The sequence below is a fragment of the Chryseobacterium electrogenes genome, assembly GCF_053553015.1.
The window spans coordinates 2,194,645-2,219,787 of sequence record NZ_JBNPPB010000002.1 but is presented as its reverse complement, the minus strand read 5'-3'; the positions used below and the strand labels follow the sequence as shown (position 1 = coordinate 2,219,787).

22 protein-coding genes are annotated in these 25,143 nt (G+C 35.1%); 17 read left to right on the top strand and 5 right to left on the bottom strand.

What is annotated here, in order from left to right; all coding sequences use genetic code 11:
• Positions 1-113: 113 nt before the first annotated feature.
• Both hemC and hemA read right to left on the bottom strand, forming a co-directional pair.
• Positions 114-1,028 carry a hydroxymethylbilane synthase gene (gene hemC / locus ACQQ6V_RS10180; protein ID WP_448845412.1) on the bottom strand — a complete coding sequence of 305 codons (915 nt, stop codon included), beginning with the start codon at positions 1,026-1,028 and terminating at the stop codon, positions 114-116.
• Between the two features lie 2 nt (positions 1,029-1,030).
• Positions 1,031-2,293, bottom strand: a complete 1,263-nt coding sequence (hemA, locus tag ACQQ6V_RS10175; protein ID WP_448845411.1) for a glutamyl-tRNA reductase — start codon at positions 2,291-2,293, stop codon at positions 1,031-1,033.
• 253 nt (positions 2,294-2,546) lie between these two features.
• On the opposite strand from hemA, the gene ACQQ6V_RS10170 reads away from it, so the two are divergent.
• The 11 genes from ACQQ6V_RS10170 (at position 2,547) to ACQQ6V_RS10120 (ending at position 14,868) form a co-directional block, all read left to right on the top strand.
• Positions 2,547-3,572: a rod shape-determining protein gene (locus ACQQ6V_RS10170; RefSeq protein ID WP_448845410.1), complete on the top strand. Its 1,026-nt coding sequence runs from the start codon at positions 2,547-2,549 to the stop codon at positions 3,570-3,572.
• 33 nt (positions 3,573-3,605) lie between these two features.
• A complete protein-coding gene (gene mreC / locus ACQQ6V_RS10165) occupies positions 3,606-4,460 on the top strand; it encodes a rod shape-determining protein MreC (protein WP_448845409.1) in 855 nt (284 codons plus the stop codon).
• Positions 4,450-4,956 (top strand): rod shape-determining protein MreD, encoded by a 507-nt coding sequence (locus ACQQ6V_RS10160; protein ID WP_448845408.1) that lies wholly within the window; start codon positions 4,450-4,452, stop codon positions 4,954-4,956. The genes mreC and ACQQ6V_RS10160 overlap by 11 nt, the downstream gene beginning before the upstream one ends.
• Entirely contained in the window at positions 4,953-6,932 is a 1,980-nt protein-coding gene (locus ACQQ6V_RS10155; protein ID WP_448845407.1) for a peptidoglycan D,D-transpeptidase FtsI family protein, read from the top strand. Before ACQQ6V_RS10160 ends, ACQQ6V_RS10155 begins: the two co-directional genes overlap by 4 nt.
• Positions 6,929-8,158 (top strand): rod shape-determining protein RodA, encoded by a 1,230-nt coding sequence (gene rodA, locus ACQQ6V_RS10150; RefSeq protein ID WP_448845406.1) that lies wholly within the window; start codon positions 6,929-6,931, stop codon positions 8,156-8,158. Before ACQQ6V_RS10155 ends, rodA begins: the two co-directional genes overlap by 4 nt.
• Before the next feature lie 137 nt (positions 8,159-8,295).
• Complete coding sequence (locus ACQQ6V_RS10145; RefSeq protein WP_448845405.1) at positions 8,296-8,706, top strand: energy transducer TonB; 411 nt, start codon at positions 8,296-8,298, stop codon at positions 8,704-8,706.
• Positions 8,696-9,466: a hypothetical protein gene (locus tag ACQQ6V_RS10140; protein WP_448845404.1), complete on the top strand. Its 771-nt coding sequence runs from the start codon at positions 8,696-8,698 to the stop codon at positions 9,464-9,466. The genes ACQQ6V_RS10145 and ACQQ6V_RS10140 overlap by 11 nt, the downstream gene beginning before the upstream one ends.
• A 108-nt stretch (positions 9,467-9,574) precedes the next feature.
• Positions 9,575-11,011: a tRNA (N6-isopentenyl adenosine(37)-C2)-methylthiotransferase MiaB gene (gene miaB, locus ACQQ6V_RS10135; protein WP_448845403.1), complete on the top strand. Its 1,437-nt coding sequence runs from the start codon at positions 9,575-9,577 to the stop codon at positions 11,009-11,011.
• 433 nt (positions 11,012-11,444) lie between these two features.
• Positions 11,445-12,722, top strand: a complete 1,278-nt coding sequence (locus tag ACQQ6V_RS10130) for a sigma-54 interaction domain-containing protein (RefSeq protein WP_448845402.1) — start codon at positions 11,445-11,447, stop codon at positions 12,720-12,722.
• Positions 12,722-13,288 carry an LptE family protein gene (gene lptE, locus ACQQ6V_RS10125; protein WP_448845401.1) on the top strand — a complete coding sequence of 189 codons (567 nt, stop codon included), beginning with the start codon at positions 12,722-12,724 and terminating at the stop codon, positions 13,286-13,288. Before ACQQ6V_RS10130 ends, lptE begins: the two co-directional genes overlap by 1 nt.
• The gene (locus ACQQ6V_RS10120; protein WP_448845400.1) at positions 13,288-14,868 is read left to right on the top strand and encodes a DUF8458 domain-containing protein; all 1,581 of its coding nucleotides are present in this window, start codon (positions 13,288-13,290) and stop codon (positions 14,866-14,868) included. The genes lptE and ACQQ6V_RS10120 overlap by 1 nt, the downstream gene beginning before the upstream one ends.
• A gap of 98 nt (positions 14,869-14,966) precedes the next feature.
• Here ACQQ6V_RS10120 and ACQQ6V_RS10115 read toward each other — a convergent pair whose 3' ends face one another.
• Positions 14,967-15,782, bottom strand: a complete 816-nt coding sequence (locus tag ACQQ6V_RS10115) for a GLPGLI family protein (protein ID WP_448845399.1) — start codon at positions 15,780-15,782, stop codon at positions 14,967-14,969.
• Between the two features lie 139 nt (positions 15,783-15,921).
• On the opposite strand from ACQQ6V_RS10115, the gene ACQQ6V_RS10110 reads away from it, so the two are divergent.
• The 5 genes from ACQQ6V_RS10110 (at position 15,922) to ACQQ6V_RS10090 (ending at position 20,680) form a co-directional block, all read left to right on the top strand.
• Positions 15,922-16,251 carry a HesB/IscA family protein gene (locus tag ACQQ6V_RS10110; RefSeq protein ID WP_448845398.1) on the top strand — a complete coding sequence of 110 codons (330 nt, stop codon included), beginning with the start codon at positions 15,922-15,924 and terminating at the stop codon, positions 16,249-16,251.
• 74 nt (positions 16,252-16,325) lie between these two features.
• On the top strand, positions 16,326-17,774 hold the full coding sequence (gene sufB, locus ACQQ6V_RS10105; RefSeq protein ID WP_448845397.1) for a Fe-S cluster assembly protein SufB: 1,449 nt from the start codon (positions 16,326-16,328) through the stop codon (positions 17,772-17,774).
• Positions 17,775-17,903: 129 nt separating this feature from the next.
• Positions 17,904-18,647: a Fe-S cluster assembly ATPase SufC gene (sufC, locus tag ACQQ6V_RS10100; protein WP_448845396.1), complete on the top strand. Its 744-nt coding sequence runs from the start codon at positions 17,904-17,906 to the stop codon at positions 18,645-18,647.
• Between the two features lie 60 nt (positions 18,648-18,707).
• Positions 18,708-19,985, top strand: a complete 1,278-nt coding sequence (gene sufD / locus ACQQ6V_RS10095; protein WP_448845395.1) for a Fe-S cluster assembly protein SufD — start codon at positions 18,708-18,710, stop codon at positions 19,983-19,985.
• A gap of 188 nt (positions 19,986-20,173) precedes the next feature.
• A complete protein-coding gene (locus tag ACQQ6V_RS10090) occupies positions 20,174-20,680 on the top strand; it encodes a hypothetical protein (protein ID WP_448845394.1) in 507 nt (168 codons plus the stop codon).
• Positions 20,681-20,734: 54 nt separating this feature from the next.
• On the opposite strand, the gene ACQQ6V_RS10085 is transcribed toward ACQQ6V_RS10090, so the two are convergent.
• Both ACQQ6V_RS10085 and ACQQ6V_RS10080 read right to left on the bottom strand, forming a co-directional pair.
• Complete coding sequence (locus ACQQ6V_RS10085; protein ID WP_448845393.1) at positions 20,735-22,573, bottom strand: ABC transporter ATP-binding protein; 1,839 nt, start codon at positions 22,571-22,573, stop codon at positions 20,735-20,737.
• A 104-nt stretch (positions 22,574-22,677) separates the two neighbouring features.
• Positions 22,678-23,067, bottom strand: a complete 390-nt coding sequence (locus tag ACQQ6V_RS10080) for a DUF4293 family protein (RefSeq protein ID WP_448845392.1) — start codon at positions 23,065-23,067, stop codon at positions 22,678-22,680.
• Positions 23,068-23,251: 184 nt separating this feature from the next.
• Between ACQQ6V_RS10080 and rho the strand changes: the two genes are divergently transcribed.
• On the top strand, positions 23,252-25,030 hold the full coding sequence (rho, locus tag ACQQ6V_RS10075; protein ID WP_448845391.1) for a transcription termination factor Rho: 1,779 nt from the start codon (positions 23,252-23,254) through the stop codon (positions 25,028-25,030).
• Positions 25,031-25,143 lie beyond the last annotated feature (113 nt).

Below are 25,143 nucleotides of genomic sequence, written 5' to 3'. Positions count from 1 at the left end.
TATATTATCTTATTTAAGCCTTTAACAAGCTCAGAGTAACAGTTTGAGAAAAATAGTGACTAATCACAACGCTTTTATATTGAGCTTGTTAAGATAGTTTTAAATTAAAACTTTTAAGCTTTAATTTGAGTTTTAATCAAGGCCATCATTTCGCGACCACCGTTGTCAAGAACTTGCTCTGCCAATTCTTTCCCGAAGTTTTGTTCAGGATTCCAGTTAATGGTTTCATCAACGTTGATGCTGTTTTTTCCATCCAAAGAACAAAGGCGTCCAAGAAATCTAATTTGATTCCCTATTAATTCTGCTTTTGCGCCAATTGGTGCAGTACAGCCACCTTCTAAGGTTTGTAAAAATTGACGTTCGATCTCAACACAGATTTTGGTTTCTTCGTGATTGATTTTAGATAGAATAGTCGTTAATTCTTCGTTGTCAGAAAGATGAGCAATGCCAATAACGCCTTGCGACGGTGCTTGTAACATAAAGTCTAGATGCTCAAAAGTGATATTGAGATTCATTCTTTCTAATCCAGCCAGAGAGAATAATGTAGCATCTGCTACGCCATCTTCTAGTTTTTTTAATCTTGTCTGTACGTTGCCTCTAATGTCAGCAAATTCTGTTTCTGGGAAAAGTTGTGACCAAAAAGCACGTCTTCTCAAGCTGCTTGTTGCTATTTTTAGATCTTTGAGCTCTTTATGTTTGGCACTTTCTTTTCTGACTAAAACATCTTGCGGAAAGTCGCGTGCTAGCACTGCGCTTATCTGTACGCCTTGCGGTAACTGTGTCGGTACATCTTTAAGAGAATGTACTGCAATATCTATTTCTTTATTAAGAAGTGCAATGTCTAGATCTTTGGTAAAAACACCAGTAATGCCCATTGCATATAACGGAAGATTTAGATTCTTGTCGCCAGAAGATAAGATAGGAGCAATGGTAGTCTCATATCCTAATTGCTGAAGTTGATCTGCAACTTCGTGGGCTTGCCATAAGGCTAAAGGACTATTTCTGGTGCCAATTTTAATGGTCTTCATTATTATTGTTTTTTTTGATTCTGAAGAACCAAAATGTCCTCCAAAAGTTTTGAAACTTCATCTGCTTTCCAAGGGTTTTCTAAGATATACTTAGCGAACCGATTGGTTATTTTTTGTACCAACTTATTAGATAATTCCATGTCTTCAATCTTGGCATATTGATGACGTTTGTGGATGTTATGAAGCTCGTTGGCTTCAATGTTTTTTAATGAATTTTTGAAGCTGTTAATTGTTGGAGCATATTTTCTTTTGTGCTCCCAATCTGTAAATTCCTTGCTCATTTCTTTAATAATGCCTTCTGCTTTAGGAATTTCTTTTTTGCGTTGCTCCATTGTATCAGAAATCTGTTGGGACAATTGATCAACATCTATTAAGGTTACATCTTCTAAATTACCAATTTCCTTTGCCACGTTATTTGGTATTGATAAGTCTATGACAAGCATTTCTTTATTCTTAGGAAAGTTGTCAGGATTTACAATATACTTCTGTGCGCCAGTAGCAACTATCAAGATATCTGTTTTTACTAATTCTTCAGAAAAATCCTCAAAGTTAATCTGAGAGATATTGTACTTTTCTGCAATCTTTTCTGCCTTTTCAAAAGATCTGTTGGCAATTTTTATTTTGGGTTGGTCAACATGTTTTACTAAGTTTTCTATCGTATTTTGGCCTATCTCACCAACGCCAAGAAGCAGGATATTTTTCTCAGAAACATTAATGTTTTTATTAAGAATATAATGTACAGCAGCGTAAGATACAGAGGCTGCACCATTGCTAATACCAGTTTCTGTTTTAATTCTTTTAGAAATTTGAATTGCAGAATTAATTGCTCTTTCTAAGAAAGGATTAGAGCTGCCTTTGTATCTTTTGAATCTATTGTAGGCATTCTTAATTTGAGATACAATTTCGAAATCGCCTATAATTTGGCTTTCTAGTCCAGCTGCCACACGAAACAAATGCAACATCGCATCTTCTCGTTGTAAAATGTTAACATATTGCAAAAACTCGGTAAGGCTTACGCCAATTGTCTTGCAGTATTGTTCGGCAATTAATAGATAGTTTTGAGTTGTTGTATAGATCTCTGTACGATTACAGGTAGAAACAACAAAGGCGTCACCATATTCTTGCTCGTGAATTTGGTTGACAAAGGACTTTATATGCTCATCAAAAAAGGCAAATTTACCTCTAGTTTCGGCGTCAGCTTTTTCATAACTGACACTCAAAACGGCAAAATTGGCTGTTTTGTGGATGTGATTTTTATGATTCATTTTGCAGACGCAAAGTTACGCTTTTAAAATGATAAATTTAAAGTGATATTATCTATATTAGCTATGATAAAGGTCATTTATAATAGGTCTAAATACTTAGCTTATAGAGTGTAAACTTAGAGCATTTTTACTAAAACGATGATTGTGGATAAGTTTTTTAATTTTAATAAAATTTTAACCATTTTGACGATAGATAAAATCTTTAGACTCATGTTAAATTTATATCTTTGTGAATTAATATAGACAGAGAAAAATGGGTTTATTAGATATGTTTACGCAAGAAATTGCCATAGACTTAGGAACAGCGAATACACTTATCATACATAACAATAAAATAGTTATAGACCAGCCATCTATCGTTGCGATAGAAAGACAGACTGGTAAGCCAATCGCTGTAGGCGAGCAGGCGAAGCATATGCAAGGGAAAACACACGAGGATATCAAGACGGTCCGTCCATTGAAAGATGGTGTTATCGCTGATTTTCATGCGTCTGAGCATATGATTAAGGAGTTTATTAAGCAGATTCCTGGGATTAAAGGAAAATTATTTCAGCCAGCTTTGAGAATTGTAATTTGTATTCCTTCTGGGATTACAGAGGTTGAAAAACGTGCTGTAAGAGATTCTGCACAGAAAGTTAATGCCAAAGAAGTACGTCTTATTTATGAGCCAATGGCTGCGGCTATCGGTGTTGGGATTGATGTGCAAAAGCCAGAAGGTAACATGGTTATCGATATAGGTGGTGGTACAACGGAGATTGCTGTTGTAGCGTTAGGCGGGATTGTGTGTGATAAGTCGGTTAAGATTGCTGGTGACGTTTTTACCGGTGATATTGCTTACTATCTAAGAACGCATCATAATTTATACATCGGCGAAAGAACAGCAGAACGTGTGAAAATTGAAGTAGGATCTGCTGTAGAAGAGTTAGATGTTGATATAGAGGATATCCCGGTACAAGGTCGTGATCTTATTACAGGTAAGCCTAAGGAAATTATGGTTAATTATAAAGAAATAGCTAAAGCGTTAGACAAGTCTATTATTAGAATTGAAGATGCTGTAATGGAAACTTTATCATTAACGCCTCCAGAATTAGCTGCTGATATTTATAAAACGGGTATCTATCTTGCCGGTGGTGGAGCATTATTAAGAGGTTTGTCAGATCGTATCCATAGAAAAACAGGATTGCCAGTATTTGTTGCAGAAGATCCATTAAGAGCAGTTGTACGTGGTACAGGTATTGCCCTTAAGAATATGGATAAATTCAATTTCTTGATTAAATAATTTTTTTTCTAATATTTACGACACACATTACGGATGGGATTTTTGCTGAGATTATTTTCGAAGAACGCTTTGTTTGTCTTCTTTATTGTCCTGCAAATCCTTGCTGTAATATTAATATTTTCTAAAAATGCCATGCAACAGTCGTATTTAGCGGCTAAAACTGCAGCATTTAATTCGTGGATGTCTGGTTATATTGATGAAGGTGCTTCTTATTTGAAATTAAAACAAACTAATGAAGATCTTGTCAAGCAAAATAAGCAACTTCTTCTAGAACTTTATGGAAAGGAAGGCGCTGCTGCACCACAATTTAGAAAAGTACATGATACTATTGGTGGTGGGCAGATTTATACTTTTGTAGATGGTGAAGTTGTTTATAATAGTATTAACAGACAGAATAATTACTTTACCATAAATAGAGGGAAGGATGCGGGCGTCTATCCAAAAATGGGCGTTATTGCGCCTAATGGTATTGCTGGTATTGTAATTAATACAACCGATAATTATGCTTTAGTACAATCAGTGCTAAGTGTTAATAAAATTAAAATTAGTGCAGCGCTTAAGAACTCGGGCTACTTCGGGACCTTAACATGGAAGGGCGAAGATCCTAGGACGATGCACCTTTCTGAAATACCAAAATATGTCCCTCTTAAAGTTGGCGATACTGTTGTTACCGATGGGCGATCTTCGATTTTTCCTAAGGGAATTATGATTGGTAAAGTAGCTGGTTATGAGGTTGATAGTAAGACGGGATTTTGGGATGTAGCTGTAGAGCTTAACGAAAAAATGGGACCTATGAAAAAAGTCTATGTTGTACGTAATCTAAAAAAGATGGAAGTGCAGAAAATACAAGATTCTTTGCAAGTTCAAATAAAGAAAGATGATAAGTAGAAACGTTTTTTCTGATGTTATAGTCATCGCGGTTTTAGTTGCTGTGCAGGTTTTTTTACTGAATAGGATTACTTTATTTGGAAAATATATTCCGGTTTTGTATCCCGTTTTTGTCATGTTTTACCCTTTTTTCAGAAATAAGTTTCAGTTTTTAGGATTAAGTTTTCTTTTGGGACTTAGTATTGATGCTTTTCTAGGAACGTGGGGGATTAATGCTTTGGCAACCACTTTTGTAGCTTACTTTAGAACGGTTATATTTAGGACTTCTACGGATACTTCCACAGATTTTTTTTCGTTTCAATCCTTACAATGGCTTCAGTTTGTAGTATTTATATTAAGTAGTATTTTTATTCACCAATTGGTCGTTCAATATGTTGAATTTTTTAAATTATCTCGTTTTTTCGAAATTTTAATGAATGTCATCATAACAAGTTTAATATCATTCGTATTTATAATCGCTTACGCATTAGCTTTTAAAATCAAACAAAGAATTTGAAACCACAGTATCTCAAACTTATTGTCGTTTTATCATTAGTGGCGGTTATTTTTATCGCTAGGCTTTCTTATTTACAATTATTTACAGACCGATATGCGCTTAATGCGGCTAATACTTCTATTAAAAAAGAATATGACATCCCACAACGTGGTGTTATTTTCGATCGTAATGGGAAGATTTTAGTAGGTAATCAACCGTCTTTTGAGATTTCTTATACAGGTGCGCTGATGCGACCAGATTTTGATACAATAGGTTTTTGTAATTTAGTGAAAATTAATAAACCTCAATTTGTAGGAATTATAAAATCCATCGAAAAAGAAAAGTATTATTCTCGTCTAACTCCGATGACTTTTATGAAAAACCTTAGCCGAGAAGATATGGCGAGGATTCAGGAGATTTTGTTTAAGTATCCAGCATTTAGCATCGTTTCTAGACCACAACGCCAATACGAAGTTACTACTTCTGGCAACCTTTTGGGCTATACCAATCAGGTTAATGATAATTATATTAAAAAAGATTCTCTCTATTATTTGCCTGGAGATATTGCTGGGATGAGTGGTGTAGAAAGATCTTATGAAAAAGAATTACGCGGCGAAAAAGGGATTAGATATATCCAGAAAGATATTCGTCAGAGAAATATAGGCTCTTATAAAAACGGAGAACTAGATAAAGAGGTTGTTACGGGTAAAGATTTAACCCTGACAATTGATTATGATCTGCAACGCATTGCCGAAGAAATGTTGGTTAATAAGCGTGGCGCTGTTGTAGCAATAGATCCTAATAATGGTGAGATTCTAACCTTGGCAACAGGCCCAGATATTGATCCTAATCTTTTTACAGGTCCAGATAAGATGAGAAATATCTATCGATTGGTTAATGATAGCATTAATATGCCAATGTTTGATAGATCTGTCCAAGCGGCATATCCTCCAGGATCTACTTTTAAATTATTAACGGCACTTTCTGCAATGGAAATGGGCGTGATGAATCCCGGAACGATCTATCCATGTGGTGGAGGTTTTAATTATATGGGTGTTAGGATCAAAGGTCACGGAGGTGCAGATCCTTTAATTCCGTCAATACAAGTGTCTAGTAACTGTTATTTCTCTTATGCTTACTTAGCAATCCTTAATAAATATCCGGGTAACCCTTCTAAAGGTATGCACGAGTGGAAAGATATTATGGCAAGCTTTGGTCTTGGTGTTTATATGAACAACGATATCGCCACAGGAAGTAAAGGTTATATGCCCGACGAAAATACTTACCTTAAAAGAAACGGCAAAAACTGGAAGCCTATTAATGCGGTTTTTAACGGTATGGGACAGGGCGATATATTAATGACGCCTTTACAATTGGCTAATGCTACTGCTGCTGTTGCTAATAAAGGTTGGTATATTACACCGCATATTGTGAAAAATATAGACGGAAAACCTAATCCTAACCCACTATTTAGAGAAAAGAAAAAAACAAAGGTTGATCCTAAGCATTTCGATTCTGTATTAGAAGGTATGGAAGCTGTTATGCTTCGTGGGACAGGTAGAAGTCTTAAGTCTAATGATTTTACACAACTTGCCAAAACGGGTACGGCACAGGTTCCTCAGGGTAAGGATAACTCTATTTTTGTATTAATTGCACCAGCTAAAAACCCGAAAATTGTTGTGGCAGCCGTAATGGAGCACGCAGGTTTTGGAGCCACTTGGGCAGGGCCAGCTTGTACAGTTATTGCGGAGCGTTATCTTTTAGGTGAAATCAAAAGAGAGCACCTTTATAAAAAGATGATTACATCTAGCTTCCAAGGAGAGTATAAGCGACAATGGACCGAGCATCTTAAGAAAATAGGAAAGTATGTCCCGCCTAAACCAGATTCTATACAACTAAAGAAATTTCAGGATAGCCTTAGAGCCATTAATGATAAAAACCTGAAATTAGAAAACGATAAGAAGAAGTCTAACAAGCAAAACACTACGCAAAGATGAAATGGGCAGAAGGTATTGATAAGTTTGGCTTAGGCTTGTATTTTGTGATTTGTATTTTTGCAATACTCAATATTAGTAGTGTAGACCCAGCCAGTGGCACAAGACAGCTTACTTGGTTTGGTGTTTCTTTGTTTGTTGGGATGATTATCTTCTTTATGAGAACTAAGTTCTTTGAGAATATGTCGGTCGTTTTTTATGTCGTTGGCGTATTGTTATTGATTGGTCTATTTCCTTTTGGGAAAGAAATTATGGGGCAGAAAAACTGGTACAAGTTCGGTCCAGTCAGTTTACAACCGGTAGAATTTGCAAAAATTGCTGTGTCCTTAATGTTGGCTAACTATATCTCGAGTCCAGACTTTGACATGAAAAATACAAGATGCGTTTTAACCTGTCTTGCAATCATGGGAGTACCTGGTTTTGTGGTATTGTTAATTCCCGATGTAGGATCATTAATGGTATTTTTAGCCTTTCTAATCGCTATTTATAGAGAAGGATTTAGTGGTAGGTTTTTCACCGTTATGTTTGTATTTATAGGTGTTTTTCTAGCATCTATCGGGATTGATCCAATTTTTGTAATAGGCGGAATTTTAGTTTGTGCCGCGGGATTTGTTATTTTTAATCTTAACAGAATTCATTGGAATGTGATGAGCATTTCTATGGTTGCGCTTACCGTTATCATTTTATCAGCTTTTTCTTTCGTAACGCCTACTGTTTTAGAAAAATTACCAAAGCACCAACGAGAAAGAATCGAAGTTTTATATAAAGGCGAACGTGCCTTCCGAGATACATCAGGTTATAACTTATTATATTCTAAGACCGCTATTGGATCAGGTGGATTTTGGGGAAAAGGCTACAAAGAAGGCTCTGTCACACAAGGTAAATTTGTCCCAGAACAAAGTACTGATTACATCTTTTGTACCGTGGGAGAAGAGTGGGGATTTGCAGGAAGTTCACTTTTAGTATTGTGTTACGCATTATTTATAGGGAGGATTTATTACCTCTCCGAAAAACAAAAATCAACCTTTAACCGAGTCTTTGGTTACTGTTTTGCCTCAATTTTATTAATGCACTTTTGCATGAATATCGGCATGGTGATGGGCTTGTTCCCTACGGTTGGTATTCCGTTGCCGTATTTTAGTTACGGCGGCAGCTCTTTATTGGCATTCTCTACGATGACTTTTATATTTTTCAAGCTTAATCACGCCGATAAGAATAGTTTGGTGTAATTTTTTTGGAGCCGAGAACCTGCTTTCCGTTTCAATCTTTTTTGCTCGGCATAGCCTCTCGCAAAAAAGGATTTCCACTACAATCAGGGCTAGCCAACTTTATGTATATTAGCGCGTGAAATATAGGCTATTAATTTATGAAAAGACTTCTCTTAGTTTTTGCTCTAGCAATAAGCAGTTACATTATTGCTCAGGCACAACAATCCAACAATCCAATAACCATTACACAGCAAGCCGAATTCCCAGGTGGCAATAGTGCTTTTACCAAAGAATTTATGAAAATGGTTCATGGTTATATCGATTTAGACACTTACAAAGTAAATGGTGTATTTTCATTTGTATTTACCATAGATAAGAAGGGAAAGATATCCAACTTAGTCATCCATCCCAAAGTGAAAAATAGCGAGATGTTTATCGAAGATATGCAATTTGCCATGCGAAAAGTAAAACAAAAATGGAAGCCAGCAATGGCACAAAATACTCCCGTAGAATCCCGATATATATTACAAATAAACTTTGATAGAAATGATTATGACCATGATGATTAAACATTTTATTCTTTTTACTTTTTTACTGGCGTTTAATTTTAATCAAGCACAAACAGAAACTTTAGAACGGTTTCCATTAGGGCAGGATTTTTATGTAAGAGGACGCTTAGGGATATTACAAGATATGAGTAAGATTGCCAAAGACCTTAATCTAGAAGCATGTGAAAATACTGATGCTAATATACAGATTGATATTTTAGTGTATCCAGATGCTACTATAAAATACGTCAAGATGCCTGATGAGGATTATATTGAAAAAAATAGATGTGCCTATGATTTTGGGAAAAAAACAATTCCGCATCTTACAAGATGGTTGCCTGCAAAATTGAACGGAGAATCGGTTTTGGCAATGACCAAAGTCATCGTAGATCCTTTTATGATTGTACATTCTAAAGAAAATGTCAGCGAGAATATTGTGGTAGAGCCGCAATTTAAAGGTGGTCTTTCTTTGTTTCAGAAACAAATACAAGGCTTATTTTATAAAGCAAAATTTTCAGATGCTAAACAAGTTCGTTCCATTAATTTTACCGTGAACCAAAACGGCGAAATGGAAAATTTTGAAATTGATGGCGATTATGATGCTCAAAAGAAAGATCTTTTGATGGCTGAACTTTTAAAAATAAAAGGCACATGGGAGCCAGGAACTTTTAATGGCATTCCAAAATCCTTTAAATTCAATCAAAAAATCACATTCGAAAAATTAGAAAAAGACAATCTCTTATCCCAAGATGATTTTCATTCGGTTATTAGATCCTGGTAATTTTTCACTGTCATTCTGTCATCATTTTTTGTATCTTTGGCGATTAATTAAGACTTTAGAATTGAGTTTAATATCTGCATTCTAAAATCTAAAATTCATTTTTTAAAAGTGCAAGAAAAATATATAGACGAAACCAAACAAGGAGAAGCATTTGCAATTGCCGAAAAACCAGAAAACGGAAAAAAACTGTTTTTAGAAAGTTACGGTTGCCAGATGAATTTTTCGGATTCTGAGATTGTAGCCTCTATCCTTAACGATCAAGGTTACAATACCACACTTAAGATAGAAGAGGCAGATCTTATCCTGCTCAATACCTGTTCTATCAGAGAAAAGGCAGAGCAGACTGTCCGCATGAGATTGTCTCAATTCAAAAATCTTAAAGCAGAAAAACCCAATCTTACCGTTGGCGTTCTCGGCTGTATGGCAGAGCGTCTTAAAACTAAATTCTTAGAAGAAGAACAATTGGTAGATCTTGTCGTAGGACCAGATGCCTACCGTGATCTTCCTAATCTTCTGAAAGAAACAGAGGATGGTAGAGATGCCATCAATGTTATTTTGTCAAAAGAAGAAACTTATGCAGATATCAATCCTGTGAGATTAGGTGGCAATGGCGTAACTGCTTTTGTGACCATTACGAGAGGTTGTGATAATATGTGTACTTTTTGTGTGGTTCCTTTTACCAGAGGTCGTGAGAGAAGTCGCGATCCGCATTCTATTTTGCAAGAATGTCAAGAATTATGGAACAACGGTTACAAAGAAATTACCTTACTAGGGCAGAATGTTGATTCTTATCTTTGGTACGGTGGTGGTCCCAAAAAAGATTTTGCTAAAGCCAGCGAAATGCAAAAAGCTACGGCGGTTGATTTTGCAAAGTTATTAGATTTGGTGGCGAAAGCAATTCCGAGTATGAGAATTAGATTTTCTACGTCTAATCCTCAGGATATGAGCTTGGATGTTTTCCATGTGATTGCGAAGCATGACAATGTTTGTGATTATGTACATCTTCCGGTACAGAGTGGTAGCAACAGAATTTTAGATTTGATGAATCGTCAACATACAAGAGAAGAATATTTAGATTTAATAAGAGAAGCTAAAAAAATTGTTCCGGGTATTTCTTTTTCACAAGATATGATTATTGGTTTTTGTTCAGAAACAGAAGAAGACCATCAGGATACATTAAGTCTTATGCGCGAGGTAGAATATGATTACGGTTATATGTTCTCGTATTCTGAAAGGCCAGGCACGCCAGCACATAAGAAGATGGAAGACGATATCCCTGCGGATGTTAAGCAAAGACGTCTAGCAGAAGTTATTGCTTTGCAAGGAGAACTATCCCGAAAAAGAATGGAGGGGTATGTTGGCAGAATACATGAAGTTTTAATTGAAGGGATTTCTCGAAAAAATAAAAACCAATGGAAAGGCAGAAACTCGCAAAATGCGGTCTGTGTTTTCGATATGATAGAAGGTCAAAAAATAGGAGATGTCGTTTCTGTTTTTGTACATGGTAACACCCAAGGTACATTGTTGGCAGAGACGGTTTTGTAATTAGATTATGAGAAGTCTTTCCTACATTATTATATTAATGTCTTTGATTGCAAATTGCCAATCAGAAAAGTCTTCTTGTGGCCAAGATTCATTTGGAAAGATATGTGAGAATAATCAAAATAATCAATTTCCGGCCAAACAATCATCTAATTATTTCAAAGAATATAATCGATTTTTTTCTAACAGTTTATTCAAGTTTAAACAAGATAATTTATTTAACTGTAAGGTTATTCCATCAGAGGATTTGCACACTTTGAAAGTTTTTGCTTTCGAGAGAAATTTTGATTTAAAATATTTAAATTCAGCATTATTCATAAAGTATAAAATATCGAAAATTAGAAATAAAGATTATTTGGAATTAAGCGTTTGAAACTAAACTCTTAATAATTATATCAGATGTTGTAAAATCTGAAATCACTTAATCTTATTTAAAATGAACGAACTACAAAATATAAAAAACCGTTTTGCTATCATCGGGAATTATCCCGCTCTTAATCGTGCTTTAGAAAAATCTATCCAAGTGGCACCTACCGACATTTCTGTATTGGTAATGGGTGAAAGTGGTGTTGGGAAAGAATTTATCCCGAAAATTATCCACTCAGAATCCCGAAGAAAACATCAACCTTATATCGTTGTTAACTGTGGTGCAATCCCAGAAGGCACGATAGATTCTGAGTTGTTTGGACACGAGAAAGGCGCATTTACAGGCGCAACAAGTACCAGAAAAGGCTATTTTGAAGTTGCCGATGGTGGCACTATTTTCTTGGATGAGGTAGGTGAGTTGCCCTTGCAGACTCAGGTTAGATTGCTGCGTGTGTTAGAAAGTGGCGAGTTTATGAAAGTAGGATCTTCTCAAATCCAAAAAACTAATGTGAGAATTGTTGCTGCAACCAATGTTAATATGATGAATGCCATCCATGATGGACGTTTTAGAGAAGATTTATACTATCGACTTAACACGGTTCAGATTGATATGCCAGCGTTGAGAGAGCGCAAGGGCGATATTCATTTATTATTTAGAAAATTTGCTATAGATTTTGCAGAAAAATACAGAATGCCAGAGTTGGAGTTAGAAGCTGGTGCTGTTAATTATTTAGAAAATTATTCGTTTCCGGGTAATGTTCGTCAGTTAAGAAATCTAGTAGAACAATTAACTGTAGTAGAAAGAAACCGAAATATTACCGCAGAAAAGTTATCAGAATATATCCCAATGGAAGCACATCTTCCTGCTGTAACCAACCAGAATAAATCATCTTCTCAAGGAGATTTCGGGTCAGAAAGAGAGATTATGTACAAAGTGCTTTTTGATATGAGAAATGATATTAATGATTTAAAATCCTTAACTTCGGAGTTAATAAAAAGTAAGGGTAATAATGATCTTAGTCATCAAGAAAAAAATCTGATTAATAGAATTTATACCCCAGAGGCACCGGTTACGGCAAGTCCTAATTCTTTACTCTATTTTGAAAACGCTAACCAAAATGTAGCGCCCACTTTTGTAGATTCTACCTATAATGAGGACGATAATATAGAAGATATAGAAATTGAAGAAGCTACGCCAGAATCTCTGTCATTGCAAAATAATGAGAAAGATCTTATCATAAAAGCTTTAGAAAAACACCGTGGAAGAAGAAATAAAGCCGCTGACGAATTGGGGATCTCTCAGAGAACTTTATACAGAAAAATTAAACAATATAATCTAGAGGATTAATGCAAATTAAATCATTTAATATATTTTACCGAAAGAAGCTAATAGGTTTTATAGCTTCTCTTTTCATCTTGCTGAGCTTGGCAAGTTGCTCGGTATATTCATTTACAGGATCATCATTAAGTCCAGAGACTAAGACGATAATGATTAAGACATTTCCTAATAATGCAGCCAATAATAATCCTAATCTTAGTCAGGATTTTACAGTAGCTTTACAGAATAAGTTTTTGAGAACTAGCCTAAAAGGTGCTGTAGAAAAGCCAGATTTGTTAATAGAAGGTGAGATTGTGAGCTATACAGTTACACCTACAACTATTTCTTCTCCAGTGACTAGTAATAGTACGCAAAATGTCATACAAGCTGCTCAGAATAAATTGACCATTACAGTAAAAGTTCATTATGAAAATCATGTGCCGAATGATGAGCACAAAAGTTTTGATAGGACTTACACAGATGAAGCCGTTTTTAATAGTGACTTAGATCTAAATCAAATAGATGTAACACAGGCAAAAATAGCGACAGATAGGATTATTAATAAAATTTTTAATGATATAGTAGCAGATTGGTAATGATGAATACTAGAATTATTGAGCTGTTGCAACAGCCAAAACTTATTACGTCACAGGATTTGACTCTTTTGGAAGGTCAAATTCAGCAATATCCTTATATTCAGAACATAAGAGCGCTTTATTTATATGGTATCAACCAATATCAGCCAAATCGTTATAAAGAAATTTTAACAAAAACGGCAGCTTATACAACCGACAAAAAGATTTTATATCAATTTGTTAATCAAAAAAGCTTTCAAAAATCTGTTGAGAAAATTAAGGAGTCTTCTGATCAAAAATCTGCAGAACTTCAATCTGATACTAAAATTGTTGAAGCTGCTAAAGTTGAAGAAACTCCAATTATCAATACTGAAGCTAAAAAGAATGATGAAGAGGAAGTAGTTTTGGATAAGGTATCCTTGGATTTACCAGTCGTAGAAGAGCTTGCAGAAGAGCTTATAAGCGAAGAAATCTCTAAAGAAGAAACTATTGAAGTCGTAGAAGAATTGGTTGTTGAAGAACCAGAATTGATTATTAGCAATGATGATGAAGAAACTACGGAAGTAATAGCAGATCAAGAAGAGCAAGTAGTTTTAGAGGATAATATAGAAGTACAATCACAAGCAATAGAAGAAGCTATAAGCTTTGATGCGATAGATGATTTCCTTCCAAATGTAAAATTTTCTGTTCCAAAAAATCACAGTACTTTTCTTAATCCTCCAAAATTTGATCAAACTAAAGAAGATACAATTAACACAGCTAAGTTGGATGATACAATAGAAGAACAATCTGTTGATGAGACTATTGTAACAGAACCAGCTATTCCGGTTTTAGAATCTAAAGACAATTTAGGTTTAGAATCTAAAAATGAAGAAACTGCTCAAGACTTAGAACAAAAACAAGCTGCTGTGGAGTTGTCTAGCCAGAAAGTTTGGCAACCTATGCAATTTGATAATAACCTTCCTGATGCTTTAATTGGAAAGTCTATTGTTGATACTCCAGTAGAAGAAACTAATATTGCAGAAAATATTGTCGTTGAAGAAGAAAATCTTGTAGATAACAAAACGGAAGAGCTTAATGTAGAAGAATCATCGCAAGAAGGTCCTGTAGAAATTACGCAAGAAGCATCTCGCCCAATAATAAATGCTTCTTTTTTCTCAGACGAATTATCCATCATTTCAGAAAACAATAAGCCAAAGCCCACTACAGAAAAAACTATTGTTAAAGAAGAGAAAACAATACCTGCAAGTAACGTAGGTAAGTTTATCAACACTTGGCAAAGTTGGCTGAAAATTGACCGTTCTGATGATACTGATAAAGAAACAGAAAAGGAAATTCAGAAAAATAGAGTAATTGAACAGTTTATAGAAAACCAACCAAAAATTTCTCAATTAAAAGACGAAGTTAATTTTGTTATAAAGGAAAAGAAAGAAGATATCTCTCACCTGATGACCGAGACGTTGGCTAACCTTTATTTAGAGCAACGACTTTATACAAAAGCCATCAAAGCATTTGAGATTTTAATTACCAAACATCCAGACAAGAAGAAACACTTCTTGGCAAGAATAGAAGAGATTAAAGATATAAGAAAACCTTTTTAACGGATATTAATTAATAATTGAGTTAATTTTTGGGTTTATACGCAATAAAAAATGCTGTCAACTGACAGCATTTTTTTATTGCGTATAATTCGATTTAGTTATTTGTAAAGTTCGATAGGATTATTTTGGCTTTTTATTTCTGCTTCCATTCGCTTTTGCACTTCTTGTATTTGCTTAGGATCCATCTGGAAGCTTGCTCGCGGTCCACCAGAAATTGGTCCACCAGTAAAATTAATAAAGCTGGATGGATCTTTTCGGAATTTTTTGTTGAGATCTGTATATTTCTCTTTAGTCAAATTAATCATTTGTCCTCTATTTTGTAATTCTTGTAAGGCAGCGACTTTTTTGGTCTGCATTAGATCAAAGCTGTATTGTCCTTTAGAATCTTCAGCCTTAACGATTAATCCAGGAAGTCCAGAGAATTTATAAGGGCCATCTTGCAAAGGTACATCTTGTGTAAACCAAGCATACCAAGTTCTTCCTCCATATTGTGTTTCTGCTTTTTGGGTATTGTAATCGCCAATTTTTATGGTTTCAGGTAATATTTTCCAAGAAAAATTTGGCTTCTCGTTATAAGAATATTGATCTCGACCAATTCTATCTTTATACAATAGACTTTGATTGGCAATATCTTTTTCTATAACATAGTTAATATTGGATCTCAATTCTTGTAACTGTGTACGGTCAAAACTTCTCGTAGTACGCATCCTCTCCATTATAGAGTCCCGTTTTATACGGTTTTCAGAGTAGAAAATAGATTTTTGTCCGTCTACATCAAGATAGGCAGATTCTATTTTTTTATCATCCAATTTTGTAGAGTCAGGAGATTGAGAAACTTGATAGACAAATCGTGTCACCTGCGAGAAGATTAATTGTGATATAATCAATGCTGTAGCTAAAGCTAGTTTTTTCATGTTGTAGAAATTTAGATCTTAGATTTTGTTTTATTAGTGAAGTTAAATATTAAAATCATTAAAATAGAATCTATCAATTTGAGATTGCGGAAATTAGTTCGTATTTTTGCACAATAAAAAATCAGTCTAAATAAAAACAATGGTAAAAGTTAGTGATCAGGCAAAAGCAAAAGCTGCACAATTAATGACAGAAGAAGGCTTTAACCCTGTGACAGATTATATAAGAGTTGGCGTAAAGAGCGGAGGATGTTCTGGCTTAGAGTACGTCCTAAAGTTTGATAACGCAGTATCAGAGGCCGATCAGGTTTTTGAAGACAATGATGTGAAAATCATCATTGATAAAAAATCTATCCTTTATTTAGCAGGCACCGTATTAGAATATTCTGGCGGGCTTAACGGGAAAGGATTTATTTTCAACAATCCCAACGCATCTAGAACTTGCGGTTGTGGAGAAAGTTTTAGTTTATAATTAGAGAATAGAAGATAGACTTAAGGTATGAAAATCATCCAAAATCTAAAATCTAAAATCTAAAATCTTTTTAAATGTCAAAATATACAGAAGACGACCTAAGAGTCGATTTAGAAAATAAAAAATATGAGTTTGGTTGGGAGACCAAAATCGATTACGAAGATTTCCCAATAGGACTTAACGAAGATATCGTACGTGCTATTTCTGCTAAAAAAGAAGAGCCCGAATGGATGACGGAATGGCGATTAGAGTCATACAGAATTTGGTTGAAAATGGAAGAGCCTTCTTGGGCTAATATCAAATATGAAAAACCAGATTTTCAGGCTATACGTTATTACGCAGCTCCCAAAGTTAAGCCAGAGCTATCTAGCTTAGATGAGGTAGATCCAGAATTACTGAAAACCTTTGCTAAGCTTGGCATCAACATAGAAGAGCAAAAACGTCTCTCTGGTGTTGCTGTTGATATTGTGATGGATTCTGTTTCTGTAAAAACTACTTTCAGAGAAACCTTGATGGAAAAAGGAATTATCTTTTGTTCTATCTCAGAAGCGATTAAAGAATATCCAGATTTAGTTAAAAAATATTTGGGTAAAGTTGTCCCTAGAGGAGATAACTTTTATGCAGCGCTTAACTCTGCCGTTTTTTCTGATGGAAGTTTTTGTTACATCCCAAAAGGCGTAAGATGCCCGATGGAATTGTCAACTTATTTCCGTATCAATCAAGCAGGCACAGGACAGTTTGAGAGAACCTTATTAGTTGCTGACGAAGGAAGTTATGTTTCTTATTTAGAAGGCTGTACAGCTCCATCAAGAGACGAAAATCAATTGCACGCCGCTGTTGTAGAATTAATTGCAATGGACGATGCGGAGATTAAATATTCTACCGTACAGAACTGGTATCCAGGAAATGAAGAAGGTAAAGGAGGGGTTTTCAATTTTGTGACCAAAAGAGGTATTTGTGAGAAAAATGCCAAAATATCTTGGACTCAGGTAGAGACAGGATCTGCAGTAACTTGGAAGTATCCATCTTGCATCTTGAAAGGTGATAATTCTGTTGGAGAGTTTTATTCTATCGCAGTAACCAATAACCATCAATATGCTGATACAGGCACTAAGATGGTGCATATTGGCAAAAATACAAGATCAACAATTATATCTAAAGGTATCTCTGCTGGTAAATCTCAAAACTCTTATAGAGGTTTGGTCAAAGTAATGCCGACTGCAAAAGGCGCAAGAAACTTTTCTCAATGTGATTCTTTATTGATGGGGAATGAATGTGGTGCACACACTTTTCCTTATATAGAAATCAAAGATCCAACCGCACAGTTGGAGCACGAGGCAACGACTTCTAAAATTGGTGAAGATCAGATTTTCTACTGTAACCAAAGAGGTATAGATACCGAGAGAGCAATTGCCTTAATCGTGAACGGCTTCAGTAAAGAAGTTCTTAATAAATTACCAATGGAATTTGCCATCGAAGCTCAGAAATTATTAGAGATTTCTTTGGAAGGTTCTGTAGGATAAAAAACTTTGGATTCGATTGACTATATTTTGTCATTCAGAACGATACAAAGTGGCATCAAGAATCTAGCTTTTAGAGATTTCTTTGCCGAAAATAATAAACAATAAATTATAAAGTTTTAAACATATATAATGCTTAATATTAAAAACTTACACGCCAAAATTGAAGATGGCGCAGAAATTTTAAAAGGAATTAATCTCGAAATAAAACCAGGCGAAGTTCATGCAATCATGGGGCCTAACGGTGCTGGGAAATCTACACTTTCTTCTGTAATTGCAGGGAAAGAAGACTACGAAGTAACAGACGGCGAAATCCTTTTTCAAGGAGAGAACATCAACGAAGACGCACCAGAAGAAAGAGCACATAAGGGTATTTTCTTATCGTTCCAATATCCGGTAGAGATACCAGGTGTTTCTGTGACTAACTTTATAAAGGCTGCACTTAACGAGACCAGAAAAGCTAATGGATTATCAGAGATGTCGGCTAAAGAGATGCTGGCGCTAATCCGTGAAAAATCAGAATTACTAGAAATCAAAAAAGATTTCTTATCTCGTTCTCTTAACGAAGGTTTCTCAGGAGGTGAGAAAAAAAGAAACGAAATTTTCCAGATGATGATGCTTAATCCTAAGTTAGCAATCTTGGATGAGACCGATTCTGGATTAGATATCGATGCTCTTAGAATTGTTGCAGATGGTGTTAACAAGTTCAGAAACGAAGGCAATGCAGTTCTTTTAATTACGCATTACCAGAGATTGCTTAATTATATCCAGCCAGATTATGTACATGTTTTAGCAGACGGAAAAATTATCAAAACAGGAGACAAATCTTTAGCTTTAGAATTAGAAGATAGAGGATACGATTGGCTTCTTAATTAGGTTGAAGTTTTATAGTAATAAAAACTTTAGACTCTTTAACCTTAACTTTAATTATTAGTAATGGCTTTATTTGATCAAATAAAACAACAACAATCTTCACTTTCGGGTGCGCAATCAGAAGCTTTAACATCGTTTTTAGCACAAGGATTTCCTACCAAAAAAGACGAGGAATATAAATATACCAACTTGGCAGAAATTGTAAAGAAAGATTACAATTTTACAGCTAAGCAATCGCATAACATCACCGCCGAAAAGCTTGCTGAGCTACACTTGGGCGAAGAAAACTTTGACTGGATTGTTTTTGTTAATGGGACTTACCGTGCAGAACTTTCTAAGCTAACCAATACAGAGGTAGATTTTCAGCCATTAACCAAAGTGTTGGGTAATGCAGATTATGCGGCGTTAGAGAAAAAGTACTTCTCTCAGATTTCTGGAGATACTGCTTTTGTTCAGCTCAACAGAGCCTTTGTTAACGACGGATTCTTTTTACACGTTCCTAAAAATGTGGTGGTAGAAAAACCAATTCATGTTTTTTACTTGTCTCAAGGTCAGCAAGACAACACAATTTACAATACCAGAAACCTTCTTATTGCAGAAACAGGTTCTAAAGTAGAAGTTATAGAAAGCCATCATAACTTAGATGCTTCTTATACATTTACCAACTCTGTTACTGAGATTTATGCCTATCCTAATGCAAAAGCAGATTGGCACAAATTACAAAATGATTCTGAAGCGACTTATTTGGTAGACAGTACTTTTGCAAAGCAAGAAAGAGATAGTTTGGCAACCGTTAATACATTTACTTTTGGCGGAAAACTGGTAAGAAATAACCTGGATTTTATCCACAATGGAGAGAACATCAATTCCTTTATGAACGGTATTACCATTATTGGCGGCGATCAGCTGGTGGATCATCATACGGCGGTACATCACAAGACGCCTAATTGTCAATCTTATCAAAACTACAAAGGGATTTTCAGTGATAAGTCGCATGGCGTGTTCAACGGAAAAGTTTTCGTAGATAAAATCGCACAGAAAACCAATGCTTATCAGCAGAATAACAACGTATTGTTGTCAGAAGGCGCTAGCATAGACACTAAGCCACAGTTAGAGATTTTTGCAGATGATGTAAAGTGTTCTCACGGATGTACCGTTGGGCAGCTTAATGACGAAGCTTTATTTTATCTAAGAGCACGCGGAATTTCTAAGAAAGAAGCACAAGCCTTATTGTTATATGCCTTTGCGAATGATGCGATGCAGAATATCGATATAGAACCTCTAAAAGTAAAAATATCAACCCTATTAGCTGAGAAATTAGGCGTAGACATGGTTCTTTAGAATTATTTGGGCGCCTTTATCCGTCTTCCGCTCCCAATCTTTTTATAACAGTCCTTCACTCCGTTTGGACTATTAAAAAAAGGATTTCCGCTCAAGCCGGGGCGCAACCCACATAATATATAATTTAATCCTGAAATTCTTTATTGAGTTTCAGGATTTTTTTTATTTTAGATTACAAATTACAAACGATGACCTACGACCAATTGCTCTTTAATATTAATGCTTATAAAGAAAATAATCAGATCTTAGATTTGGCACAATTCATCATTCGAGAATTTGGCTTAGAAGATGATAATTTAGAAGGATTTGGCTTTCGGGATGAGCTAGAAAAAAACTCTATACTGTTAACGGCTAATGGTGATTTAGGAGAACGTCAGATGGTTATGATTCCTAAGAATTTATTTGATTTTGATCTTAATCTTGTGCTGAATATGCTGGCGCATGAGATGTTACACGTCAGACAAAAATCATCTAAAATTATGATAACAGATAAAAACGAAAGAGAATGGCAAGCCTATTATGAGATGCTGTTTCATACCCATTTTCCGCAGATCCCAGATGTTAGCAATTACCATAAAAAGTTCTTTGGAGAGAAAGCACTGATTTATTATGATAGAATGGGAGTTGGATCGGATCTTCAACTAAAATATGCTACACAAAAGCAACAAGTTCTGCAACTGATAGAAAATATTTAATTAAAGCTATAAAAGAAAAAAGAGCGATAATCTCGCTCTTTTCTATGCTAATCTTTACTCGAAGTTTTGTAATTCTACTAACTTTCTATAGACATTATTGTTTTCCATTAATTGTTGGTGGCTACCTTGCTCAACAATTTCGCCACGCTCCATGACAACAATGTGATCTGCTTTTTGGATGGTTGATAATCTGTGAGCGATAACCAAAGATGTTCGGTTTTTCATCATCTTTTCTAGCGCATCTTGTACAAAACGTTCTGACTCCGTATCTAGTGCAGATGTTGCCTCGTCCAAAATCATAATTGGAGGATTTTTTAGTACAGCTCGCGCAATAGAAACTCTCTGTTTTTGTCCACCAGATAACTTGCCACCATCATCACCAATATTAGTATCATAACCTTGCGGTAGGCTTTCTATAAAGGTGTGTGCATTGGCTATTTTTGCGGCTTCTATAATTTCTTCGCGTGTGGCATTTTCTTTTCCCATCGCGATATTATTATATACAGAATCGTTGAAAAGAACAGACTCTTGGGTAACCATACCTAATAGAGAACGGTAATCTTTGAGGTTAAGGTTTTTAATATTTTCGCCATCAATTTCTATAATACCTTCTGTTACGTCGTAAAATCGGGTTAGTAAATTGGCGATGGTTGTTTTACCGCTTCCACTTTGTCCAACTAAGGCAATAGTTTGTCCTTTTTTAATCTCAAGGTTAAAGTTCTTTAGAATCGTACGGTCTTGATTGTAATAAAAGCCTACATTTTTAAAAATAATACTACTTTGTAAATCACTAATAGCAATAGGATTTGGGATTTCGTCTACTTTAACATCGGCATCTAATATTTCCATCACTCTAACTAAAGATGCTTCTCCTTTTTGTACGTTAGAGATGGATGAAGAAAGACTTTTGATAGGAGGTAAAATCTGGAAGAAAATACCTAAGAAAACCAAGAAATCTTCTGGGCTGATACTTTTATTAACAATGATCTCTTTACCACCGTACCAAGTAATAATTAAGAAGGTTAATGCACCTAAGAATTCACTGGTTGGGGAGGCAAGTTCTTTTTTTCTGCCAAGGCTTACAGAGTTACTAATCCATTTTGTCATAGAATTACTGAATCTGTTGCTCAATAATTTATCGGCATTAAAGATTTTAATAATTTTGGTAGACTTTAGAGTTTCATCTACAATAGAGAATATATTTCCTAATTCATTTTGAGCAGCGTGAGAGTCTTTTTTCAAGCTTTTTCCGATTAAAGAAATTAAAGTTCCCATGATTGGTAATACAATTAAACTAAACAATGTTAATTGCGGACTTAGATAAAAAAGTGTTACCAAAGTACTGATAAGCATAAAAGGCGAGTTGATAAGATCCACTAAGCTACCTAATATATTATTTTCTACCTCGCCAACGTCATTGGACATTCTGGACATCATATCGCCCTTTCTTTGTTCTGTGAAAAAAGATACCGGTAATGCTAATACTTTATTATACATCGCACTTCGTAAGTCTTTCGTAACGCCTACACGATAAAATATCAACGTAAAAGCACCGAGATAACGGAAGATATTTCTCAATAAAAACATAAATGCTGTGATGATACATAACCAAAATAAAACATTAAGAGCTCCATTTTCTTGGACTTCATGTTGGATATAGTAATAAGAATATTCTTTTAAATAACTAAAGTAATCCGAGATATGTCCATCATAAACTGGTTTTACAAGAGTTTCTTCCATTTTTATGGTCCCAAATAACATTCCTAAAACGGGTAGTATGGTTCCTAATGAAGCAATCTGAAATAAAGAATAAAGAATATTGAAAAATAAACTAGCGTAGATATATTTTTGATGCGGCGCCGCAAATTTTAGAATTCGACGATATTGATTCATTTTAAATTAAATTAAGCTACAAATGTAATGCATTAAGCATAACAAAAAAACAGCTTCTTAATAAAAAGAAGCTGCTCTTAACTCAAAAAAAATCATTGTAAGGTTTATCGAAGTCGGTCTACAGATTTTACGAGCCTCTCATCTCTACGGATGTATAAATTGCCCATAAGCAGAAATACAATCGCAAGAAGAGGGAAAATCGGCTCAATACCCTTCTCAGGAAAATCAATTCCTCCGGATAATTTTAGTAACCAATACGTCAATATACCAATCAACAAAGCGTTTATAATAATGCTGATATTGTTCAGCAAGATTTGTCTTTTTCTATTTTTATAACTAAAAACACTTAATAAACCAATTAATACTAATATGATACAAGCAATATTAATAATTGGGAAATTCTCTACAATAATAACGTCTTGTGCTGTTGTAAAAAGGAAAACAGCGGCAATTACTGCGAAAAAAATCATTATAGTCTGTATTCTTTGTATCATTTAATAACGTGTTTAGGCTTTATTTTAAGCTTATCATTACATAATATATTTGCAAAAGTAAAATAATTTTTGCATTTTTCAAAAATTAATGTAGATTTGCATGGTAAACATCCAGTAAAGGAAAAACCGCCTGGTTTAACTTTCTTACTTACAAAGCTTTATAATACAATTTTTTACAACATTTATGTTTAACATTGATACGCTGAAGTCAAAGTCCCAAGAGGAGTTGGCTCAAATTTCTAAAGATTTAGGTGTTAAAATTGGAAGAAAACCAAGTCACGAAGACACTGTTTTTGCGATTTTGGATTATCAATCAACCCATGCGTCAGAAATCAAAGAGTATCTGGAAGCTAACAAAAGCCCTATGAATGCAGAAGAACCCAAAGTAGATCAGAATACAGAACCAGCTATTCCTAAAAAACCAGGTAGGAAACCAAAAGCTAAGCCTGTAACTAATACAGAAGAATTATCTGTTGAAAAGCCAATAGAGCCTGTAGCAGCAACTGTCGAAGTGCCAGCAGTTGAGCAAAAAACTACCGAGAACAAGCCTGCTACAACAAGACAACCTAGAAAGCGAGCGCCGAAAGCAATGGACTCACAATCTGATCCAGAGCAAGCAGCAAAAGAAAAAGAGGAAGGTGCTAAAGTAGAAGAGCAACAATTGCCACCAACGACTACTCACCAACAAAACAATCCTCCCAAAAATCCAAGACCGCAGAAGAATAATCCTCAACATTCTCACAATAATCCTAATCAGAATCGCGGTAACCAACAGAATCATAACAATCCTAACCAGAATAAAGAGCAAAATGCCGCTCAAGAAGAACCAGCTAAGAAAGAATTCAATTTCGATGGATTGGTGACGATAGAAGGTGTTTTAGAGATTTTACCTGATAACTATGGTTTCTTACGTTCTTCGGATTTTAGTTATATTTCTTCGCCAGATGATGTATATGTTTCTACCAATCAGATTAGAAACTACGGATTAAAAACAGGAGATACCGTAAAAGGAATTGTACGTCTTCCAAAAGAAGGAGAAAAATATTTTTCTTTACAGAAACCAACTGAGGTTAACGGTAGAGATTTAGAATTTATAAAAGATAGAGTAGCTTTCGAATATCTAACACCACTTTTCCCGCAAGAGAAATTTAATTTAGCTGGACGAAACTCTACGTTATCAACAAGAATCGTTGATCTTTTTGCGCCAATTGGTAAAGGGCAACGTGCAATGATTGTTGCGCAGCCTAAAACGGGTAAAACTATTTTGCTTAAAGAGATTGCCAACGCAATATCTGCCAATCATCCAGAAGCTTATATGATGGTTCTTTTGATAGACGAGCGTCCGGAAGAAGTTACCGATATGCAACGCAGTGTTAATGCAGAAGTTATTGCTTCTACCTTTGACGAAGCAGCAGATAAGCACGTAAAAGTTGCTAATCTAGTATTGTCTAAAGCGCAAAGAATGGTAGAATGTGGTCACGATGTGGTTATTCTATTAGATTCTATCACGCGTTTGGCAAGAGCATATAATACGGTAACGCCAGCATCTGGAAAAATCCTTTCTGGTGGTGTAGATGCCAATGCACTTCATAAGCCTAAGCGTTTTTTCGGGGCAGCTCGTAAGATAGAAGGCGGTGGATCTTTAACGATTATCGCTACAGCTTTGATAGACACAGGTTCTAAGATGGACGAAGTAATCTTCGAAGAATTTAAAGGAACTGGTAATATGGAGCTTCAATTGGATCGTAAGATTGCTAACAAGCGTATCTATCCAGCGGTAGATCTAATTGCTTCTAGCACACGTCGTGACGACTTGCTTCTAGACGAAGTTACACAGCAACGTATGTGGATTATGAGAAAATATTTGTCTGATATGAATCCTATGGAAGCAATGGATTTTGTACAGAAACATATGAAAGCCACAAGAAACAACGAAGAATTCTTAATGTCAATGAACAAGTAAGATTTTAATTTAAAATATAAACAGCCTCAAGAAATTGAGGCTGTTTTTTTTGGTTAAAATTAAAATGTTTCAATTGAAAAAAATGCGTAATTTTACCAACGTAAAAAATTACA

Bases quoted from the DNA above. Each gene is read 5' to 3' on its own strand.
- hemC (WP_448845412.1), bottom strand. From the start codon at position 1,028: ATGAAGACCATTAAAATTGGCACCAGAAATAGTCCTTTAGCCTTATGG.
- hemA (WP_448845411.1), bottom strand. From the start codon at position 2,293: ATGAATCATAAAAATCACATCCACAAAACAGCCAATTTTGCCGTTTTG.
- ACQQ6V_RS10170 (WP_448845410.1), top strand. From the start codon at position 2,547: ATGGGTTTATTAGATATGTTTACGCAAGAAATTGCCATAGACTTAGGA.
- mreC (WP_448845409.1), top strand. From the start codon at position 3,606: ATGGGATTTTTGCTGAGATTATTTTCGAAGAACGCTTTGTTTGTCTTC.
- ACQQ6V_RS10160 (WP_448845408.1), top strand. From the start codon at position 4,450: ATGATAAGTAGAAACGTTTTTTCTGATGTTATAGTCATCGCGGTTTTA.
- rodA (WP_448845406.1), top strand. From the start codon at position 6,929: ATGAAATGGGCAGAAGGTATTGATAAGTTTGGCTTAGGCTTGTATTTT.
- ACQQ6V_RS10145 (WP_448845405.1), top strand. From the start codon at position 8,296: ATGAAAAGACTTCTCTTAGTTTTTGCTCTAGCAATAAGCAGTTACATT.
- ACQQ6V_RS10140 (WP_448845404.1), top strand. From the start codon at position 8,696: ATGATGATTAAACATTTTATTCTTTTTACTTTTTTACTGGCGTTTAAT.
- ACQQ6V_RS10130 (WP_448845402.1), top strand. From the start codon at position 11,445: ATGAACGAACTACAAAATATAAAAAACCGTTTTGCTATCATCGGGAAT.
- lptE (WP_448845401.1), top strand. From the start codon at position 12,722: ATGCAAATTAAATCATTTAATATATTTTACCGAAAGAAGCTAATAGGT.
- ACQQ6V_RS10120 (WP_448845400.1), top strand. From the start codon at position 13,288: ATGATGAATACTAGAATTATTGAGCTGTTGCAACAGCCAAAACTTATT.
- ACQQ6V_RS10115 (WP_448845399.1), bottom strand. From the start codon at position 15,782: ATGAAAAAACTAGCTTTAGCTACAGCATTGATTATATCACAATTAATC.
- ACQQ6V_RS10110 (WP_448845398.1), top strand. From the start codon at position 15,922: ATGGTAAAAGTTAGTGATCAGGCAAAAGCAAAAGCTGCACAATTAATG.
- sufB (WP_448845397.1), top strand. From the start codon at position 16,326: ATGTCAAAATATACAGAAGACGACCTAAGAGTCGATTTAGAAAATAAA.
- sufC (WP_448845396.1), top strand. From the start codon at position 17,904: ATGCTTAATATTAAAAACTTACACGCCAAAATTGAAGATGGCGCAGAA.
- sufD (WP_448845395.1), top strand. From the start codon at position 18,708: ATGGCTTTATTTGATCAAATAAAACAACAACAATCTTCACTTTCGGGT.
- ACQQ6V_RS10090 (WP_448845394.1), top strand. From the start codon at position 20,174: ATGACCTACGACCAATTGCTCTTTAATATTAATGCTTATAAAGAAAAT.
- ACQQ6V_RS10085 (WP_448845393.1), bottom strand. From the start codon at position 22,573: ATGAATCAATATCGTCGAATTCTAAAATTTGCGGCGCCGCATCAAAAA.
- ACQQ6V_RS10080 (WP_448845392.1), bottom strand. From the start codon at position 23,067: ATGATACAAAGAATACAGACTATAATGATTTTTTTCGCAGTAATTGCC.
- rho (WP_448845391.1), top strand. From the start codon at position 23,252: ATGTTTAACATTGATACGCTGAAGTCAAAGTCCCAAGAGGAGTTGGCT.